Below are 18,751 nucleotides of genomic sequence, written 5' to 3' on the forward strand. Positions count from 1 at the left end.
CTAATGGCGGACGCAGCCACCACCATCTCCGGATATATGGAGATCATGTGGCGCTTATTGCATCCGCCTTCGACACGCCTCTTATGCTCTCTCGAAACCGCGCGCCACTTCCCAATCGGTGATGCGGCGATCGTATTCTTCCTGCTCCCATTCGGCAGCGCGCGTGTAGTGGTCGATGACATCATCGCCGAAGGCGCTGCGCAGCATCTTCGACTTGGTCATGGCAACCGTCGCGGACCGGAGCGTCCGCGGAATCTCGCGCACCTTGCGGGCGCCGTAGGCATCTCCCACGAAGGGTGCTTCGAGTTCAAGCTTGTTCTCGATGCCATCGATGCCTGCGGCAATCAGCGCCGCGAAGGCCAGATAGGGATTGAGGTCGGAGCCGCCGACGCGGCATTCGATGCGGATCGCCTTGCTGCCATCGCCGCAGAGACGGTAGCCGGCGGTTCGGTTGTCCTTGCTCCAGATCGCCTTGGTCGGCGCGAAGGTGCCGGCCATGAAGCGCTTGTAGGAATTGATGTAGGGTGCCAGGAAATAGGTGATCTCGCTTGCATGCGCGAGAAGACCGGCAACGTAGTTTTCCATCAGCGGCGACATGCCGTATCTGCCCTTCTCGTCGAAGAACAGCGCCTTCTTGCCATCGAGGCTCCAGAGCGACTGGTGGATATGCGACGAGCTACCGGCGGCATTGTAATGCCACTTGGCAAGGAAGGTGATGGCCTTGCCCTTCGACCAGGCGATTTCCTTGCAGCCGTTCTTGATGATCGTATGGCGGTCGGCCATCGTCAAAGCTTCGGCATAGCGAACGTTGATCTCTTCCTGTCCGGCAGAGGCCTCGCCCTTCGAATTCTCGACGGGGATTTCGGCGCCCTGCAGACCGGTGCGGATCGCCCGCATTACCTCTTCTTCCTTGGTGGTCTGGAAGATGTGGTAGTCCTCGTTATAGGCGCTGGCGAGCTTCAGGTTGCGATAGCCCGAGGCGTGAGCCGACTCGTAGGTCTGGTCGAAAAGGAAGAATTCGAGCTCGGATGCCATAAACGGCTTCATGCCCATCGCTTCCAGACGCTTCACCTGCTTTTTCAGGATGGCGCGCGGCGAATGCGCCACTTCCTCATGCGTATGATGATCGAGCAGATCGCAGAGCACCAGGGCGGTACCTTCGAGCCACGGAATGCGGCGCAGCGTCGAGAGGTCCGGCTTCATCGTATAGTCGCCGTAGCCCTTTTCCCAGCTGGTCGCCTTGTAGCCGGAGACGGTTTCCATCTCCATGTCGGTGGCGACGAGATAGTTGCAGCTGTGGGTTTCCTTCCAGGCGCTGTCGAGGAAATACTCGGCCTGGAAGCGCTTGCCCATCAAGCGGCCCTGCATGTCGATCTGGCACGCCAGAACGGTATCGATGCGGCCCTCGGCCACGTCCTTCTTGAGATCGTCGAGAGTGTAGCTGGTGGTCATGATTTACCCGCCTGAATTTTTGATTTTGCAATTTCGGAACAACGAAAGGGCATGCAGCGGCGGGCGAAGCCCGCCTGATGCTTTTTCATTGAACCGGGGATGGGGCCGCGTGCGCCGCGGCCCCGCCATTCGAGAGGGAAGCCTCTGGCCTTAGTGTTCGCCCACGGCCTTTTCGGCAGCAGCGATTTCTGCCTGACGGCGTGCCACTTCGTCGCCGATCGGCGGACCCTTGAAGCGGCGCTGCTCGAAGCCGAACCAGACGATGCCGGCCAGGACAAGGAAGCCGACCGTGACGTAGAGAGCCGGACCGTTCGGCGGCTGAACACCGAGAACGAAGATCAGGATCATCGCCAGGACCGTCAGCACCGCGAACAGCTTGAAGGCGCCCTCACCGATGTTCCACGGGCCCATCTTGTCCCACTTCGACGTACCCCAGGCGAAGAGGCCGAGCGTGATCGGGATCGCGAAGGAGAAGAACAGGAAGATGACCGTGCACGAGACGACGATCGTATAGACCGGCGTATCGCCGATCGAGACGAGCGAAGAGCCCCAGACAAAGAGGACGGAGAGAATCGAACCTGTCCAGATCGCAGCAACCGGCGTGCGGTATTTCGGGCTGACCTTGGCAAGCGCCTTGGAAGCAGGCAGGCCGCCGTCACGCGAGAAGGCGAAGATCATGCGCGACACCGAGGTGACCGTTGCAAGACCGCACAGCCACTGGCTGACCAGAATTGCGAAGTACAGGATGTCCTTGACGAGAGGATTCACCTGCGCGTCCATCGCCCAGAAGAATACGTTCCAGCCCTGCTTTGCGGCATCGTCCATGTTCGGCAGCATGAGGACGAACGAGCACAGCATGATGTAACCGAACAGCGCCGACCACAGCACCGAGGAAACCATGCCGCGCGGCACGGAATGTGCCGCCTTGACGGTTTCTTCGGACGTATGCGCCGAAGCATCATAGCCGGTGATCGTGTAGATCGGCAGCAGCAGACCGAGCAGGAACACCCAGGTGCCCGATGTCGCCGGCCAGACATTGCCGCCAGCTTCGCCGGAATAGTTGGCGAAGGTGAACAGGCGGCCGATTTCGTAGGACGGGGCTGCAAAAAGGCAGACGGCCGAAAGCACGATGGCCGTTGCGAAGATCAGATAGCCCGAGAAGTCCGTGAGCTTGGCGGTGAGGCCGATACCCATGTGGTTCACGAGAGCCTGTGCGCCGGTGATGATGATGAGGAAGACGATACGCACGACAGTCGTATCGGTCAGGCCGAAATAGCTGGTGCCGAAGGAACCCATGAAGAAATAATAGGTACCGACATTGATGGCGCCGAGAACGGTGACCAGACCGAGCAGGTTGAACCAGGCGGTCAGCCAGCCGGTGAAGCGGTTGCCGAGGATCGAACCCCAGTGATAGAGGCCGCCGGCCGTCGGATAGGCAGAGCTGATCTGCGCCATCGCCACGGCGAAGACGAGCGAGACGAAGCAACCGATCGGCCAGCCGATGCCGATTGCCGCGCCGCCGGCACCTGCCGTTGCCTGAGCCAGCGAGTTGATGCCGCCGGAGAGAATGCAAATGATCGAAAATGAGACTGCGAAGTTCGAGAACGAGCTCATGCGCCGTTCAAGTTCCTGGGCATAGCCCATGGAATGCAGGACACTCATGTCCTGCTTCTTATCCAGATCGGTATAGTCAGACATGACTTCCCCCTGTTCCCGATCGGCCGCGGGATTGCGGTCGATCTTGTGCCAAATTGCCCGTGGCATTTGCCATCGGGCGGTCCGCAGCAAAGCTGCTCCCTGGGGCCGTTTTCTTTTTAGTGCGAGCCTTCCAGACATTGCTGGAGAAGCCCTGAGAGATAGTCGGCCATGACCCCTTGGCCGGCATCGTCCTTGATGAGGTCGTTTCGGACCTCGATCATTACATTGCGGAACCCGCTGGAAACCCCGTGCAGGATCAGCGTATGCGTCACGCCGTCTTGAGGGCCGTAGGGCTCGTTGCGTTCTGTCTTGTAGAGCGGCGCGTCAACCGCAGCTGAAAGCATATCGTCTGCCAGGCGGCTGTCGGCATCGTGCAGGATACCGAGCTCGACTGCACGCGGCTTGCCGTTGAAAACAGGCGTAAAGCTGTGGATTGTGACGACGACAGTCTCCTGTCCCCTCGCCTTTCGCTCCGCGATCAGCCCGCGCACGGCATCGTGAAAAGGAATGTACAGCGCTTCGGTGCGAGCCTTGCGCTCGTCAGCACCGAGATTCTCGTTGCCTGGAATCGGATAGATCTCGCTCTTTTCCGGCATCGCGCCCGGCGCTTCCGGCGGGCGGTTGCAATCGTAGATCAGGCGGGAAAAACGCTGCGAGACGAGCGTGGCGTCAAGTGCGGCGGAAATACCGCGCGCAACCGCCAAAGCCCCCGGATCCCAGGCGATGTGGCTCTCCCGCGCATCCTTCGAAAGGCCGAGATCGCCATAGCGTTCAGGCAGCGTTCGCGACGCATGCTCGCAGATGATCAGCAGCGCGCTCTTGCCGTCGCGCCGCTCGATGCTGACGCAACTTCCTTCTGCTTCGCTTAGCACCTTCAGTTCAGTGAGCACGGGGGCAACGCCTCGCCAGATGGCTTTATAAAAAATTAATAAGAAAAGAATTCTTCAGGTTCTCCACACTGTCAAGCGCATCCTGAAAATTTCTTTTCATGACAGTAGTTGACATGGATTGTGACAGCGTTGTTAACTTTGAGTGGGAAAGTGGCACCTGACGCAAAGGGAAAGCGTCGGGATCAAAACAAGCCATTCCCGGGGAGCATGATCGAGTGAACGCCGCGTCGAAGACGGTCTCAGACGTCATCCACTCGCATTTCGACGCGCTGACGCGCGCCGAGAAGCAGTTGGCTGAAAGTCTGCTGGACAACTACCCAGTCTCCGGGCTGGGCAGCATCACCACCATTGCGGAAAATGCCGGCGTCTCGACGCCGACGGTGGTGCGCATGGTGCAGAAGCTCGGCTTCAAAGGCTATCCGGATTTCCAGGCGCATCTGCATCAGGAAGTCGAAGCAACAATCTCTAACCCGATCGCCAAGCACGACCGCTGGGCCTCGAATGCCCCGGGCACACATATTCTCAACCGCTTCGCCGATGCCATCATCGGAAACCTGCGCCAAACGCTGACTGATCTCGACACGGCAACCTTCGAGAACGTCGCCTCGCTTCTGTCTGACCGCAAGCGCGGCCTCTATTTCGTCGGCGGCCGCATCACCGGCGCGCTGGCCGAGTACTTTTTCACTCACATGCAGGTCATCCGGCCAAACACCGCCCTGCTCTCCTCGAATTCGTCGAGCTGGCCGCAATATGTTCTCAACATGAATGCCGGCGACCTGCTGATCATCTTCGATATCCGCCGCTACGAGCAGGAGATGGTGAGTCTGGCGCAGGCCGCCCGCAAGCGCGGCGCCGACATCATCGTCTTCACCGACCAATGGGGTTCGCCCGCCGCCAAGCTCGCAAGGCACGCGTTCCGCGTCCAGATCGAGGCACCGTCGGCCTGGGATTCCTCGGTCGTCACGCTTTTCATCGTCGAGGCCCTGATCGAAGCCGTCCAGAGCTCGACATGGGACGAAACGAAGGAGCGCATGAAAACGCTGGAGGGCCTGTTTGAACAGACCAGGCTCTTCCGCAAGCTGGGTTGAGAGGGAAAGGGGCAAGACTAAACGAAATCAATGAGGGCGTAGATAAAATAGAATAGCGCGTCGCAAACAAGACAGCGGCCGCAAGCACCTGCAATCATAAGAAAAATTAACGTCACGCGGCTGTCATACAAGCTTCATGCAACGTCAGTAACAGCTTCGCCAGACCACTGAAAACCGAAGGAGAACAACAGTGATCTCTAACATTTCTCGACTGCTTTCGCTTTCTACTGCGATCGTCGTAGCTTCGACTGCGATTGCCGCGGCTGAACCGAGCGCCGACCTCATCGCTGCCGCCAAGAAGGAAGGCACGCTGACGACCATCGCTCTCCCGCACAACTGGTGCGGTTACGGCGACGTCATCGCAGGCTTCAAGGCCAAGTACGGCATCGAAGTCAACGAACTGAACCCGGACGCTGGTTCGGGCGACGAAATCGAAGCCATCAAGGCCAACAAGGGCAACACTGGCCCGCAGGCTCCTGACGTCATCGACGTTGGTCTCTCCTTCGGCCCGTCTGCCAAGGCCGATGGCCTGATCCAGCCCTACAAGGTCTCCACCTGGGATTCCATTCCGGACTCCGCAAAGGACGCTGACGGCTACTGGTACGGCGATTACTACGGCGTTCTCTCGTTCGTCGTGAACACCGACATCGTCAAGAACGTCCCGAAGGATTGGGCCGACCTGAAGAAGCCGGAATACGCCAACTCGGTTTCGCTCGCTGGTGACCCGCGCGCTTCGAACCAGGCTGTTCAGGCCGTCTACGCTGCTGGCCTCGCTGCCGGCGAAAAGGACGCAACGAAGGCTGGTGAAGCAGGTCTCTCCTACTTCGCAGAACTCAACAAGGCCGGGAACCTCGTTCCGGTTATCGGCAAGTCCGCTTCGCTCGCTCAGGGCTCGACCCCGATCGTCGTCGCATGGGACTACAACGGTCTCTCCTGGCGCGACAGCCTGAACGGCAACCCGCCGGTTGAAGTCGTCGTTCCGACCTCCGGCGTTGTCGCTGGCGTTTACGTTCAGGCGATCTCGGCTTTCGCTCCGCACCCGAACGCTGCCAAGCTCTGGATGGAATACCTCTATTCGGACGAAGGTCAGCTCGGCTGGCTGAAGGGCTATTGCCACCCGATCCGCTTCAACGACCTCGCCGAAAAGGGCAAGGTTCCGAAGGAACTGCTCGACAAGCTGCCGCCGGCTGAAGGCTATGCAAAGGCCGTCTTCCCGACGCTCGACGAGCAGGACAAGGGCAAGGCTGCTATCACCACGAAGTGGGATAGCGTCGTCGGCGCCAACGTTCAGTAATATCTGCCACGCCTCCCCGCCCATCCGGCGGGGAGGCTCTTTTTCACCTCGACGCCCCCGGATAGCTTCCATGAGCACTGTGACTGCGCCTGTGGCAAGCACTGCCCCATTCTTCAACCGCGATCGCGTGGTGGATTGGCTCGGCATTGCGCCCTTCATCATCTTCGCGCTGCTGTTTTTGATCATCCCGACGCTCTATCTGGTCATCGGCGCCTTTTTCACTCCGGATGGCCAGTTCACGCTGAAGAACATCTCGGATCTCTTCACGCCCTCGATCATGAACGCCTACTGGATCAGTATCCGGGTTTCCGTGGCCTCGGCTCTCGGCGGCGCGCTCATCGGTTTCTTCCTTGCCTGGGCCGTGGTGCTCGGCGGCCTGCCCTCCTGGGTGCGCGGCACGCTGCTGACCTTCTCGGGCGTTGCCTCCAATTTCGCCGGCATCCCGCTCGCCTTCTCGTTCCTGGCGACGCTCGGCCGCACCGGCCTTGTCACCATCTTCCTGCGTGACTGGTTCGGCTTCAATCTATACGGCACGGGCTTCAACCTGCTGTCCTTCTTCGGCCTGACCATCACCTACATGTATTTCCAGATCCCGCTGATGGTGCTGATCCTGACGCCGGCCCTCGACGGCATGAAGAAGGAATGGCGCGAGGCCTCCGAAATTCTCGGCGCCACCAATCGCCAGTACTGGACGATGGTCGCCCTGCCGATCCTGTGGCCGAGCCTGCTCGGCACCACGCTGCTCTTATTCGCCAACGCCTTCGGCGCCATCGCCACAGCCTACGCGCTGACCGGCTCCTCGCTCAACATCGTGCCGATCCTGCTCTACGCGCAGATCCGCGGCGACGTGCTGCACAACGCCAACCTCGGCTACGCGATCGCGCTCGGCATGATCGTCATCACCGGTGTGTCGAACGTTCTTTACCTCATGCTGCGCATGCGCGCTGAACGGTGGCAGAAATGAAGGGTTCTCGTATCGGCGCCTGGTTCGCCATCATCATTGGTGCGACCTACTTCATCGTTCCGCTTCTCGGCACGCTCGAGTTCTCGCTGCGCATGCGCCGCGACGGCTACAGCTTCGATGCCTACAAGTCGGTCTTCTCCGATGCCCAGTTCCAGCAGACCTTCGGCTATTCGATGCTGATGGCGCTGATGACCATCATCTTCGGCATGCTGCTCGTTGTGCCGACGGCCTATTGGGTTCGCCTGCGCGTACCGCAGATGCGCCAGATCATCGAGTTCATCACGCTGCTGCCGCTGGTCATCCCGGCGATCGTCATCGTCTTCGGCTATCTGCGCCTGTACAATTCGTCGTCGATCCTGCCGCTGACCGGCTCGACCATGGGGACCAACGTGCTGCTGGTCTTCGCCTACATCACGCTGTCGCTGCCTTACATGTACCGCTCTGTCGATACGGCGATGCGCGCCATCGATGTGCGGACGCTGACGGAAGCCGCCGAAAGCCTTGGCGCCAAGTGGCCGACGATCATGTTCAAGTGCATCTTCCCGAACGTCATGAGCGGCGTGCTCTCGGGCGCCTTCATCACGCTGGCGATCGTCATGGGCGAATTCACCTTCGCCGCCTTGCTGAACCGTCCGGCCTTCGGTCCCTACCTGCAGCTCGTCGGCGCCAACAAGGCCTATGAGCCGTCGGCGCTCGCCGTGATCGCCTTCTCCATCACCTGGCTCAGCATGGGCTTGCTCAATCTCGTCTCCCGCTTCGGCAAAGCCCGTCCGGCCAAGGCTTAAGGTATCCGTCTCATGTCATTTCTCACGCTGACCAACATTCAGAAGTCCTTCGGCCAGGTTCAGGTCGTCAAGAACTTCAACATGAATATCGAGAAGGGAGAATTCGTCTCCTTCCTCGGCCCATCGGGCTGTGGCAAGACCACCATCCTGCGCATGATCGCCGGTTTCGAAACGCCGACCGGCGGCTCGCTGACGATCAACGGCAAGGACCAGAGCCCGCTGAAGCCGAACCAGCGCAATATCGGCATGGTGTTCCAGGCCTACGCGCTGTTCCCGAACATGACGGTGCACGACAACGTCGCCTTCGGCATGAAGGTTGCCGGCAAGCCGAAGGCCGAGATCGACGCGCGCGTCAAGGAAATGCTCGGCCTGATCCGCCTCGACCACCTGGCGGAACGCTACCCCTACCAGATGTCCGGCGGCCAGCAGCAGCGCGTGGCGCTCGCCCGCGCGCTTGCCGTCAAGCCGCAGGTCCTGCTTCTCGACGAACCGCTCTCGGCTCTCGACGCCAAGATCCGCGTATCGCTGCGCGAAGAAATCCGCGCCATCCAGCGCCAGCTCGGCATCACCACCGTCTTCGTCACCCATGACCAGGAAGAGGCGCTGTCGATCTCCGACCGCATCGTAGTCATGAACGCCGGCAAGGCCGACCAGATCGGCACGCCTTTCGAGATCTACAACACGCCGTCGACCCGCTTCGTCGCCTCCTTCGTCGGCACGCTGAACCTGATCGAAGCCAAGGTCGTCGACCCCGCCGCCAACCGCATCCAGATCGGCGATCAGGGCGTGACGCTGAAGCAGTCGGTGCAGACCTACAAGGCTGGCGATACCGTACAGCTGGCACTGCGCCCGGAAGCCGGATCGCTGGCCGAAGGCGTCAAGAGCGACACGGCGCTGACCGGCGAAGTCGTCTCGGCCCACTTCCTGGGCTCGGTCATCCGCACCCGCATGAATGTCGGCGGCAACATCATTTCCTTCGACATGTTCAACAACCCGGGCGTCACCCCGCCCCAGTCGGGCGAAAGCGTCACGCTGCGCTTCATGGCGGCGGATCTTCTCGTCATCCGCGACTGACCGGACAAGCATAACCTCCTGCCAGGCGCCGCTCTCAGCGGCGCCTTTTTTCTGCGGTTTTTACAATGGCGCGGGGCAGGCATCACAAATCGCCCCTGAATAGCTGACACCCATGGCGTAAGGACCGAGTATTCTGGATCGAAGGATGATGGCGTCGAAACGGCAGCCGGCATCTGGGAGGCGGCGGAGTGGATCGCGCAGAAGGCTTAATTGTTTGAGGTAGCGACATCACATGCCGCCCTCATTCCTGTGCTCGTCACAGGAATCCAGCCGGCCCAAGTCCTTGGGCCGGAAAGACTCACTTCACCGCGCGGACGCGCGGCGGCTGGATCCCTGTGACAAGCACAGGGATGAGGGAGTACCCTCCCCAAAAGCCGCCGCATCTTGAACTCGCGGCCGCCGCCCTCACCCCGTCACACCCTACCGTATCGCCTGATCATTCCCATCAAACCGGTGCATATGCCCCCGATCCGGTGTCGCATAGACGATCTCGTCAGGCGCATACTGATGCTCGCCGAAAAGTCGCGCCGTCAGCAGCCCGCATTGATCGGAGTCCAGATAGACGATCGTATCGGCGCCGAGATGCTCGACATGGACGATCTTCGCCGTCCAGGTGCCGCTGTCGCGCGACAGCGTCAGATGCTCGGGACGCACGCCGATGGTCTTGGCTTCCGTGTCACCGAGCTTGTCCGCGGCGATGAAGTTCATCATGGGCGAGCCGATGAAGCCGGCAACGAAGACATTGGCCGGCCTGTTATAGAGTTCCATCGGCGAACCGACCTGCTCGATGGCGCCGGCATTCAGGACGACGATCTTGTCGGCCAGCGTCATCGCCTCGACCTGGTCGTGGGTGACGTAGATCATCGTCGCCTTCAGCTGACGGTGCAGCTTGGCGATCTCCAGACGCGTCTGGACGCGCAAGGCGGCATCGAGGTTCGACAGCGGTTCGTCGAACAGGAAGAGTTCAGGTTCGCGCACGATCGCACGGCCGATGGCAACGCGCTGGCGCTGGCCGCCGGAGAGTTCCGCCGGGCGGCGGGCGAGATAGGGCGCCAGCGACAGCATGCCGGAGGCCTCCGTCACCCGCTTCTCGATCTCGTCCTTTGGCTTGCCCGCCTGCTTCAGGCCGAGGCCCATATTGTCCTTGACGGTCAGGTGCGGATAGAGCGCGTAGGACTGGAAGACCATGGCGATGCCGCGCTTGGCAGGCGGCGTCAGCGTCTCGTCGCGGCCGTTGATCAGCACCGAGCCAGATGTGACATCCTCCAGACCGGCAATGCTGCGCAGCAGCGTCGATTTCCCGCAACCGGACGGGCCGACGAAGATGACGAACTCGCCGTCCTTGACCTCGAGGTCGATGCCCTTCAGCACTTCGTGCGTGCCGTAGGTCTTGCGGATGGATTTCAGTTGAAGCGATCCCAAGGGTCGAATTCCTTACAGTTTGACCGGATGGCCGGTGCGTACGCTCTCGTCGGCGGCAAGGCAGATGCGCAGCGAAGCCACTGCATCGCCCATATGCCTGTTGAGGTCGATATCCTCGCGGATGGCCTTCAGCATGAAGGCCTGCTCGAAATCGCAGAGTTCCTGATGACCGGGCTCACCCGCCATCGTCATGTCCTGATCCGGCGTGATGAACTTGCCGGTAGGACCGGTCTCCGCGGTATGCAGGCGGATGACCGATGTCTTCGTATGCGTGTCGATATCATCGGACTTCGCGTTCGGATCCATGACGATCGAGACCGCGCCGTTCGGCGACATCACGTCCTTCACGAAGAAGGCCGTCTCGGAAATCATCGGACCCCAGCCCGCTTCGTACCAGCCGACCGAACCGTCTTCGAACAGCACCTGCAGCTGGCCGTAGTTGTACATGTCAGGCGCGATCTCATTAGAGAGGCGCAGACCCATGCCGCGCACTTCGACCGGCTTGGCGTCGGTGATCTGGCACATGACATCGACATAATGCACGCCGCAATCGACGATCGGCGATGTCGTCTGCATCAGCGACTTGTGGGTTTCCCAGGTCGGGCCGCTGGACTGCTGATTGAGGTTCATGCGGAACACATAGGGGCCGCCGAGCTTGCGCGCCTCTTCGATCAGCTTGATCCAGGACGGGTGATGGCGAAGGATGTAGCCGATGACAAGCTTGCGCCCGGACTTCTTGGCAGCCGCCACGACGCGCTCGGCATCGGCAACGGTGGTCGCCAGCGGCTTTTCGACGAAGACGTCGCAGCCAGCCTCGAAGGCGGCGACGGCGTAATCGGCATGGCTGTCGGAATAGGTGCAGACGGCGCAGAGATCGGGCTTCAGCTCGGCAAGCGCCGCATAGAAATCCGGATGGATCTTGTAGCCCGACAAAGCCGGATCGAGCTTCGGTGCCGAGCGGTTGACGAGGCCGACGATCTCATAGCCGGGGTTGTTGTGATAGGCGAGCGCATGGCTGCGGCCCATGTTGCCGAGACCGGCAACGAGGACGCGGACGGGCTTCTGTGAACTGGTCATTTCACTGCTCCGGAAGTAATGCCGCGGATCAGCTGCCGCGAGAAGATGACGTAGAGAACGAGGATCGGCAGGATCGCCAGCGACAGCGCCGCCAGAACCGCGTTCCAGTTGGTGACGAACTGGCCGATAAATATCTGCGAACCGAGCGTCACGGTCTTGGTGGCTTCCGCCGGCGCCAGGATCAGCGGGAACCAGAGGTCGTTCCAGATCGGGATCATGGTGAAGACGGCAACCGTCGCCATCGCAGGCCGCACCAGCGGCAGCACCAGGCGGAAGAAGATGGCGTATTCCGAGAGGCCGTCGATGCGCCCGGCATTCTTCAGATCGTCAGAGACAGTGCGCATGAACTCAGAGAGAATGAAGATCGCGAGCGGAATGCCTTGCGCCGTATAGACGAGAACGAGCGCCGTCAGCGTGTTGACGAGACCGGCAGCGACCATGCCCTGCAGGATGGCAACCGTGCCGAGGCGGATCGGGATCATGATGCCAATCGCCATGTAGAGGCCGACGAGCGTATTGCCCCTGAAACGGTATTCCGACAGCGCGAAAGCCGCCATGGCGCCGAACAGCAGCACCAGGAAGATCGCCACCACGGTGACGATGAAGCTGTTCTGGAAGTAGAGCGCGAAATCGCCCTGCCCCAGCACGGTCTGATAGCCGACCAGACTGAAGGTCGATGGCGTCGGAATCTGCAGCGGCGAGCGGAAGATCGCGTTGCGATCCTTGAACGAGTTGATGATCGTCAGGAACACCGGGAAGATGGCGATCAGCGTGTAGCCGAGGAGCGCCAGGTGGACGAGCCCGGTGCGCAGAGGAGACGTGCGTGCTTTATTGGACATGTCGCGCTCCTCAGAACTGGTACCGGCGCATGCGCCGCTGGATGGCAAAGAGATAGAAGGAGACGCCGGCGAGAATGATGACGAACATCACGGTGGCGATCGTCGCCCCCATCGAGCGGTCGCCGAGCTGCAGCTGGAAACCGAAGAAGGTTCGGTAGAGCAGCGTGCCGAGAATATCGGTCGACATGTCGGGCCCCGCGAGAGCGCCCTGCACGGTATAGACAAGGTCGAAGGCGTTGAAATTGCCGACGAAGGTCAGGATCGAAATGATACCGATGGCAGGCAGGATCAGCGGCAGCTTGATCTTCCAGAACTGCGCCCAGCCGGTAATGCCGTCGCATTCGGCAGCTTCGATCACCTCTTCGGGGATAGACAGCAGCGCCGCATAGATCAGCATCATCGGTATGCCGATATATTGCCAGTTGGAAATCAGCGACACGGCAATCAGCGCCGGACCGGACTGGCCGAGCCAGGGCGCGAAAAGCCCCTTCAACCCGACAAGGCCCATCAGCCAAGGCGCTACCCCCCAGATCGGCGACAGGATCAGCTTCCAGATGAAGCCGACGATAACGAAGGACAGCAGCGTCGGCAGGAACATGGCGGTGCGGTAGAAGGCCACGAACCGCAGCCGCGGCGTCGACAGCAGGGCTGCCAGCGCAATGCCGATCGGGTTCTGCACGCACATGTGAATGACAAAGAAGATCAGGTTGTTGACCAGCGCGTTCCAGAAATCCCGCGCCCAGCGCGCATCTCCGAACAGCACCTTGTAATTCGCCAGCCCAACGAAGGCCGGCTGACCATCGACGAGATTGTAGAACGAAAGCCTGAGCGTTTCGATCAGCGGCAGGATCATGATCGCCGAATAGACGACGAATGCCGGAAAGAGAAAGACGCCGATATGCCAGCGTATGGGGCGCTTGATCGGTTTGGGTTCTACAGATGGAATGTCGGTCACACTTCGCTCCGAGGTCAACGTCTCCCTCATTCCTGTGCTTGTCACAGGAATCCAGTGGCGCCGCGTCTGCGGCGCCGGAGACTCCTTCCACGCGAAAGACTTCGCGTGGTTGGATCCCTGTGACGTCCCGTGGGCAAAGCCCTAAGGCGGCACAGGAATGAGGGTGGCAACAGAGTTGCCACCCGTCTTTAGGCTATAGCACTTACTTGGCAGCGCCCGGCTTGTACCAGCTGTCGAGGCCCTTCTGGAGCTTCTCGCCGGCAACGGCAGGCGTGTCGGTGCCATTGATGACGTTGGCCGATTCAACCCAGGTCTCGTTTTCGAGGTTCGGGGTGCCGCGCGACAGGATCTGGTAGGTCGAGCGGACGGTCGACTTGTACGGGCCGCGCCAGGAAACGAATTCCTGAGCCAGCGGATCGCTCATCTTCACCGGGTTGGAGTTCAGGCTGAAGAAGCCCGGCAGCGAGTTCGCGTAGATGTCGGCGAATTCGCTCGAAGCAACCCATGACAGGAACTTCTTGGCTTCTTCGGCATGCGCGCTCTTCGCGTTCAGGGCAACGCCGATATCCGGATGATCCGAGATGTAGCCCTGGTCGCCAGCCTTCGGAACCGGCGGCGGGAATGCGCCCATCTTGAACTGTGCCTGCGTGTTGAACAGCGCGATTTCCCACGAACCGGCAGGATAGATCGCTGCGCGGCCGAGCGTGAAGAGGTTCTGGCTGTCCGAGTAGGTCTGCGCCTCGAAACCGTCGCCGAGGTAAGGCTTCCACTTGGCAAGCTCTTCGTAAGGCTTGACCCAGTCGGCATCCGTCAGCTTCTGCTTGCCGGAGATCAGAGCGGCGCGGCCGTCTTCACCCTTCCAGTAGTTCGGACCGATGTTCTGGTAGCCCATGGTTGCGGCTTCCCAGAGATCCTTCGTGCCCATGGCGAGCGGGATATAGGTGCCGTCGGCCTTGATCTTGTCGAGGGCTGCGAAGAACTCGTCTTCCGTCTTCGGAATGGCGATGCCCAGCTTGTCGAAGGCATCCTTGTTGTAGATGAAGCCGTGGATGACAGAGGCCATCGGCACGCAGAAGCTCGACTTGCCGTCGTCGGTGGACCAGGCAGCCTTGGCGACCGGCGTGAAGTTCTCCATGCCCGGCAGGCTCGTCAGGTCGGCCAGCTGCTTCTTGTTGAAGAGCTCGAGCGAAGCGTCGAACGGACGGCAGGTGATGATGTCGCCAGCGGAACCAGCATCGAGCTTGGCGTTCAGCGAAGCATTGTATTCAGTCGGAGCGGTCGGCGAGAAGACGATCTTGATGCCCGGGTTCTTGGCTTCGAAAGCCGGGATGATCTTTTCCTGCCAGATCTGCAGGTCGTCGTTACGCCAGCTTTCGACCGTCAGCGTCACGTCGGCGCCATAGGCAAAACCGGCCGACGTCAGCAGGCTCGACGCCAGCAGGAAGCTTTTCAGAGCAGTGTTTTTCATTTCCCTCTCCTGTTTTTAAGCGCCATCAGGCGCGTCTTTGGTTCTGAAACAAGCAATCGGAGTGTCTGAGGAAACACCCAACGCCCCTTTGGAGGATCGCCAGGGCTGGCGGTCCCTTAAGCTCGAACCGGCATGAAGGCTTCAAACCTCTGGGCCGGATTGCACCCTCCCATACACAAGCGGGGCGCGGTGTTTTCATGAGGAAAAAGCTGATGATGACGGACTGGCGGATTGCCTGAACGGGCAGTTCCGCGTCAAACCCAATCACCTTCAGGAGCGTCCCGGCATTTGGTTTTGGCGCCGGTGTAAATTTGCCCCTGTTTGCTGTTCCCTTTTTCAGAATTAAGGCCAAAAAAATACCAATTGTCCAGCCGAATTTAACTTTTGACGGTCCGAATTTTCATAAAAAATTTTTATCATTAAATATCRACATGATAGAAATATGAAATTTCAAAGCCAATTTTGCTTGGTAAATGGTATTTTTTTGGTATGGTAATAAAAAACGACGGGAACAGCGTTATCCGGGGGTCCGATGACGGAACTGGCAATCGGCATTGATGGCGGCGGGTCAAGCTGCCGCGCCGCGGTCGCAGACCGGAGCGGCAAGATTCTGGGCCGCGGCACCGCAGGCCCCGCCAATATCCTGTCCAATCTCCAGGGATCCCTGGAAAACATCATTCTCGCCGCGAAAGAAGCATTGCGCGATGCCGCATTGCATCCTGAAACCGTTTCCAGCGTCTCCGCCGTCGTCGGCGTGGCAGGCGCCAATGTCGGCGACTACGGCAGCCGTATCGAAAAGGCCCTTCCCTTTGCCGATGGCAAGGTTGTGACCGATGCCTTGATCGCGCTGCAGGGCGCACTCGGCGATTCCGACGGTGTCATCGGCGCCTTCGGCACCGGCTCCGTCTACAATGCGCGGCGCAACGGCACGATCAGCGGCATCGGCGGCTGGGGCTTCGTCGTCGGCGACCAGGCAAGCGGCGCCCGCCTCGGCCGCGACCTGCTGGAAAGGTCACTCCTCGCCTATGACAAGGTGCGGCCCGGCTCTGCCTTGACCGAGAGGATCATGGCCGAGTTCGGAAACGATCCGGAAAAGCTCGTCGAATTCGCCCATGTCTCCAAGCCGAAGGATTTCGCGCACTACGCGCCAGTGATCTTCGATCATGCGAACAACAATGACGAAGTCGCAGCAGCCATCGTCAGCGAAGCCGCATCCGCGATCGGCGAAAACCTCGATGCGCTGATCTGGCCGGAATGCCCGGCGATCTGCCTGCTGGGTGGCCTGGCAAATGCCTATCGCCCCTGGCTCGCGGAGCGTCACGCCGCGCTGCTCGCCGAGCCCAAGGGCGACGTGCTGCAGGGCGCCGTCGAACTGGCCGTCAAACGCCTTGCCATCGAGACGCGGGGGGCGGCATGACCGAAGATCTCTCCGCCATCCTCTCGCCCGAACGCGTCCAGGCCGGCGGCACCGGGCCACTCTACGTCAAGCTTCGCCGCACGCTGGAAGAGGCCGTCCGCACCGGCACGCTGGGACACGGCGATGCCCTGCCCCCGGAACGTGACATCGCCGAATTCGCCGCCGTCAGCCGCGTCACCGTCCGCAAGGCGATCGACGATCTCGTCGCCGATGGCCTGCTGGTGCGCCGTCACGGCTCGGGAACCTTCGTCACCAAGCCGGTTTCCAAGGTTGAGCAGCGCCTGTCGCAATTGACCTCGTTTACCGAAGACATGGCGCGGCGCGGTATGACCTCGCGGTCCGAATGGCTGCACAAGGGCATCCACACGCCCTCGCCCGACGAAATGATGATCCTCGGCCTCGGCACCGACATCAAGGTCTCGCGCCTGTCGCGTCTGCGCATCGCCGACGACCAGCCGCTGGCCATCGAAAATGCCAGCGTCTCAGGCGAATTCCTGCCCGATCCGTCAGTGGTCACCACCTCGCTCTACGCCGAACTCGAACGCCGCCAGGTCCGCCCGACTCGCGCCGTTCAGCGCATCTCCGCCACCAACATGAAGGAAGCCGACGCCCACCTCCTCGGCGTTGCGGTCGGCGCCGCGGGCCTGTCGATCGAGCGCATCTCTTACCTCGCCTCCGGCCGCGCCGTTGAATTCACCCGCTCGCTCTACCGCGGAGATGCCTACGATTTCGTCGCGGAGCTGACGATCGCCTCGTAGTCATGCAGATCGCATTGAAGAGCCGCTCGCCTGGCGCTATTCCTTGAGATCATGATCACAGGACCCAGAATATCCGTTCTCGACGCGGTTTCCGACCCGGGCAATCCGGCAAAGGCAAACGAAGACCGCCTCGGTCACAACGAGGCCTGCGCCTTCGTCATCGACGGCGCAACTGGTCTCGGCGATCGCCAATATATCGATGCTGATGGCAGTGATGCCGCCTGGATCGCCGCACGTTTCGCGGATGGTTTTCAGCGCGGCATTGCGCGCAACACGGCAATATCGGATATCGCCCGCGCTATATCCGAGGGCGCCCGCAAGGACTTCACCGACAGCCACCCGGGCGTCCCCCGCTATGCCTGGCCGCTCTCGGCCTTCGCCATGATTCATGCGACGGATGAGGCCTTCGACTTCTATGGTCTCGGCGACTCCTGCGTATTCCTGCTTCAAGACGACGGCTCGGCAAGCCTCCACACGGCGATACCGGGTGCCTATGCGCGCGAGCAGGAGCACGCGCGCAGCCACATCGCCCGCACCGGCGGCATCAACAAGGGCGGCGGCGCGCTCGGTGACACCGAGACGCTCGCCGCACTTCGGCGGCATCGCGAAACCCAGAACACTCCGGGCGGCATCTGGACGCTCGGCCTCGTTCCCGAGGCAGCCGACCATCTTGTCTATCAGCGGCTACCGGTCAAAACCCGCGCGCACGCCGTCATCTGCAGCGACGGCCTGGCTGACCTCGTCGTGCTCTACGCCCGCTACGACGCGGCAAGCCTGGTCCGGACGGCGCTCGACAAGGGATTGCGCCCGATGATCGAAGAACTCCGCCAATTAGAACGGGAGATCGACCCGGAAGGGCTGCGCTATCCCCGATTCAAGCAGAGCGACGATACGACGGCGATCTTGGCGGAACTCAGCGCCTAGCCGCGCTACATTCCCTACCAGAGCCGCGCCAGCCACCGGCTGTGACCTGATAGCTCGTCGAAAACCGTGTCCGCGGAGACAAGCGGAAGCCCCTCGGCCATAGCCGTTGCCGCGATCAGCCGATCGAAGGGATCGCGATGCTGCCAATCCATCGTCGATGCATGCAGACAGATTTCAGGCGTCAGCGAGGCACTGCTGCCGCCCTGGCGTTCGAGGATATCGGCCAGCTTCAGAACATGGGGCTCCATCTCCGGCCATTTGCCGATCCGCACCTTCTGACCGATTTCAAACAGGGAAATCGGCGAGACGAAGACTGCGTCCGCCTGGCCGATGACATGGATGGCCTTCCGGCTCAGCCGGTCGTCGCCAGTCAGTGACCAGGCCCAGGCATGGGTATCGAGCAGGACAGCGGTCAATTGCCGCCTTCCCAATCCGCGAGGGTGGCCTCATCAAGCGGCTCGAAGAAATCCGGACCGCCGCCGGTGATCTCGCCTTTCAGCAGACCGATCTGAAATGTGTTTTGCGGGATCGGCACAAGCTTGACCGCGGGCTTCTGGCCCTTGGCGATAACCACCTCTTCGCCCGACAAGGCGGCGTCGATAAGTTTCGAGAGATTGGTCTTCGCGGCATGGACGGTCACGCGCAT

General features: G+C 60.9%; 18 protein-coding genes. 8 read left to right on the plus strand and 10 right to left on the minus strand.

What is annotated here, in order from left to right; genetic code table 11:
- Nucleotides 1–81 precede the first annotated feature (81 nt).
- The 3 genes from AC1DNK_RS07005 to AC1DNK_RS07015 form a co-directional block, all read right to left on the minus strand.
- Nucleotides 82–1,452: a glutamine synthetase family protein gene (locus tag AC1DNK_RS07005; protein ID WP_477940176.1), complete on the minus strand. Its 1,371-nt coding sequence runs from the start codon at nt 1,450–1,452 to the stop codon at nt 82–84.
- Between the two features lie 150 nt (nt 1,453–1,602).
- Nucleotides 1,603–3,150 carry an amino acid permease gene (locus AC1DNK_RS07010; RefSeq protein WP_477940178.1) on the minus strand — a complete coding sequence of 516 codons (1,548 nt, stop codon included), beginning with the start codon at nt 3,148–3,150 and terminating at the stop codon, nt 1,603–1,605.
- Between the two features lie 116 nt (nt 3,151–3,266).
- A complete protein-coding gene (locus AC1DNK_RS07015) occupies nt 3,267–4,040 on the minus strand; it encodes an N-formylglutamate amidohydrolase (RefSeq protein ID WP_477940179.1) in 774 nt (257 codons plus the stop codon).
- Between the two features lie 215 nt (nt 4,041–4,255).
- Between AC1DNK_RS07015 and AC1DNK_RS07020 the strand changes: the two genes are divergently transcribed.
- From AC1DNK_RS07020 to AC1DNK_RS07040, 5 genes are all read left to right on the plus strand, one after another.
- A complete protein-coding gene (locus AC1DNK_RS07020) occupies nt 4,256–5,128 on the plus strand; it encodes a MurR/RpiR family transcriptional regulator (protein WP_112386949.1) in 873 nt (290 codons plus the stop codon).
- A 190-nt stretch (nt 5,129–5,318) separates the two neighbouring features.
- Nucleotides 5,319–6,422 (plus strand): ABC transporter substrate-binding protein, encoded by a 1,104-nt coding sequence (locus AC1DNK_RS07025; protein WP_477940180.1) that lies wholly within the window; start codon nt 5,319–5,321, stop codon nt 6,420–6,422.
- A 70-nt stretch (nt 6,423–6,492) separates the two neighbouring features.
- Complete coding sequence (locus tag AC1DNK_RS07030; protein ID WP_112515849.1) at nt 6,493–7,386, plus strand: ABC transporter permease; 894 nt, start codon at nt 6,493–6,495, stop codon at nt 7,384–7,386.
- Complete coding sequence (locus AC1DNK_RS07035) at nt 7,383–8,171, plus strand: ABC transporter permease (RefSeq protein WP_112386946.1); 789 nt, start codon at nt 7,383–7,385, stop codon at nt 8,169–8,171. The genes AC1DNK_RS07030 and AC1DNK_RS07035 overlap by 4 nt, the downstream gene beginning before the upstream one ends.
- Nucleotides 8,172–8,183: 12 nt before the next feature.
- On the plus strand, nt 8,184–9,245 hold the full coding sequence (locus tag AC1DNK_RS07040) for an ABC transporter ATP-binding protein (protein ID WP_112386945.1): 1,062 nt from the start codon (nt 8,184–8,186) through the stop codon (nt 9,243–9,245).
- Nucleotides 9,246–9,665: 420 nt separating this feature from the next.
- Here the strand turns inward: AC1DNK_RS07040 and AC1DNK_RS07045 are convergent, their stop codons facing one another.
- The 5 genes from AC1DNK_RS07045 to AC1DNK_RS07065 all read right to left on the minus strand — a co-directional run bounded on the left by AC1DNK_RS07045 (nt 9,666) and on the right by AC1DNK_RS07065 (nt 15,006).
- Nucleotides 9,666–10,667, minus strand: a complete 1,002-nt coding sequence (locus tag AC1DNK_RS07045) for an ABC transporter ATP-binding protein (protein WP_477940181.1) — start codon at nt 10,665–10,667, stop codon at nt 9,666–9,668.
- 12 nt (nt 10,668–10,679) lie between these two features.
- Nucleotides 10,680–11,744, minus strand: a complete 1,065-nt coding sequence (locus AC1DNK_RS07050; protein ID WP_477940182.1) for a Gfo/Idh/MocA family protein — start codon at nt 11,742–11,744, stop codon at nt 10,680–10,682.
- Complete coding sequence (locus AC1DNK_RS07055) at nt 11,741–12,583, minus strand: carbohydrate ABC transporter permease (protein WP_112386942.1); 843 nt, start codon at nt 12,581–12,583, stop codon at nt 11,741–11,743. The genes AC1DNK_RS07050 and AC1DNK_RS07055 overlap by 4 nt, the downstream gene beginning before the upstream one ends.
- A 10-nt stretch (nt 12,584–12,593) precedes the next feature.
- Entirely contained in the window at nt 12,594–13,568 is a 975-nt protein-coding gene (locus AC1DNK_RS07060) for a carbohydrate ABC transporter permease (RefSeq protein ID WP_477940183.1), read from the minus strand.
- 172 nt (nt 13,569–13,740) lie between these two features.
- Nucleotides 13,741–15,006 (minus strand): ABC transporter substrate-binding protein, encoded by a 1,266-nt coding sequence (locus tag AC1DNK_RS07065; RefSeq protein ID WP_310294558.1) that lies wholly within the window; start codon nt 15,004–15,006, stop codon nt 13,741–13,743.
- Between the two features lie 532 nt (nt 15,007–15,538).
- Here AC1DNK_RS07065 and AC1DNK_RS07070 point away from each other — a divergent pair.
- The 3 genes from AC1DNK_RS07070 to AC1DNK_RS07080 are packed head-to-tail and all read left to right on the plus strand — an operon-like array spanning nt 15,539 to nt 18,105.
- Nucleotides 15,539–16,423: a glucosamine kinase nucleotide-binding domain-containing protein gene (locus AC1DNK_RS07070; RefSeq protein WP_477940184.1), complete on the plus strand. Its 885-nt coding sequence runs from the start codon at nt 15,539–15,541 to the stop codon at nt 16,421–16,423.
- Nucleotides 16,420–17,181 carry a GntR family transcriptional regulator gene (locus tag AC1DNK_RS07075; RefSeq protein ID WP_112515842.1) on the plus strand — a complete coding sequence of 254 codons (762 nt, stop codon included), beginning with the start codon at nt 16,420–16,422 and terminating at the stop codon, nt 17,179–17,181. The genes AC1DNK_RS07070 and AC1DNK_RS07075 overlap by 4 nt, the downstream gene beginning before the upstream one ends.
- 51 nt (nt 17,182–17,232) lie before the next feature.
- Nucleotides 17,233–18,105 (plus strand): hypothetical protein, encoded by an 873-nt coding sequence (locus AC1DNK_RS07080; protein WP_477940185.1) that lies wholly within the window; start codon nt 17,233–17,235, stop codon nt 18,103–18,105.
- 14 nt (nt 18,106–18,119) lie between these two features.
- On the opposite strand, the gene AC1DNK_RS07085 is transcribed toward AC1DNK_RS07080, so the two are convergent.
- Together AC1DNK_RS07085 and AC1DNK_RS07090 are read right to left on the minus strand one after the other, a co-directional pair.
- Complete coding sequence (locus tag AC1DNK_RS07085) at nt 18,120–18,521, minus strand: type II toxin-antitoxin system VapC family toxin (protein WP_477940186.1); 402 nt, start codon at nt 18,519–18,521, stop codon at nt 18,120–18,122.
- The gene (locus AC1DNK_RS07090; RefSeq protein WP_310294549.1) at nt 18,518–18,751 is read right to left on the minus strand and encodes a type II toxin-antitoxin system Phd/YefM family antitoxin; all 234 of its coding nucleotides are present in this window, start codon (nt 18,749–18,751) and stop codon (nt 18,518–18,520) included. Before AC1DNK_RS07090 ends, AC1DNK_RS07085 begins: the two co-directional genes overlap by 4 nt.

The sequence above is a fragment of the Rhizobium sp. 01N424 genome, from assembly GCF_056399485.1.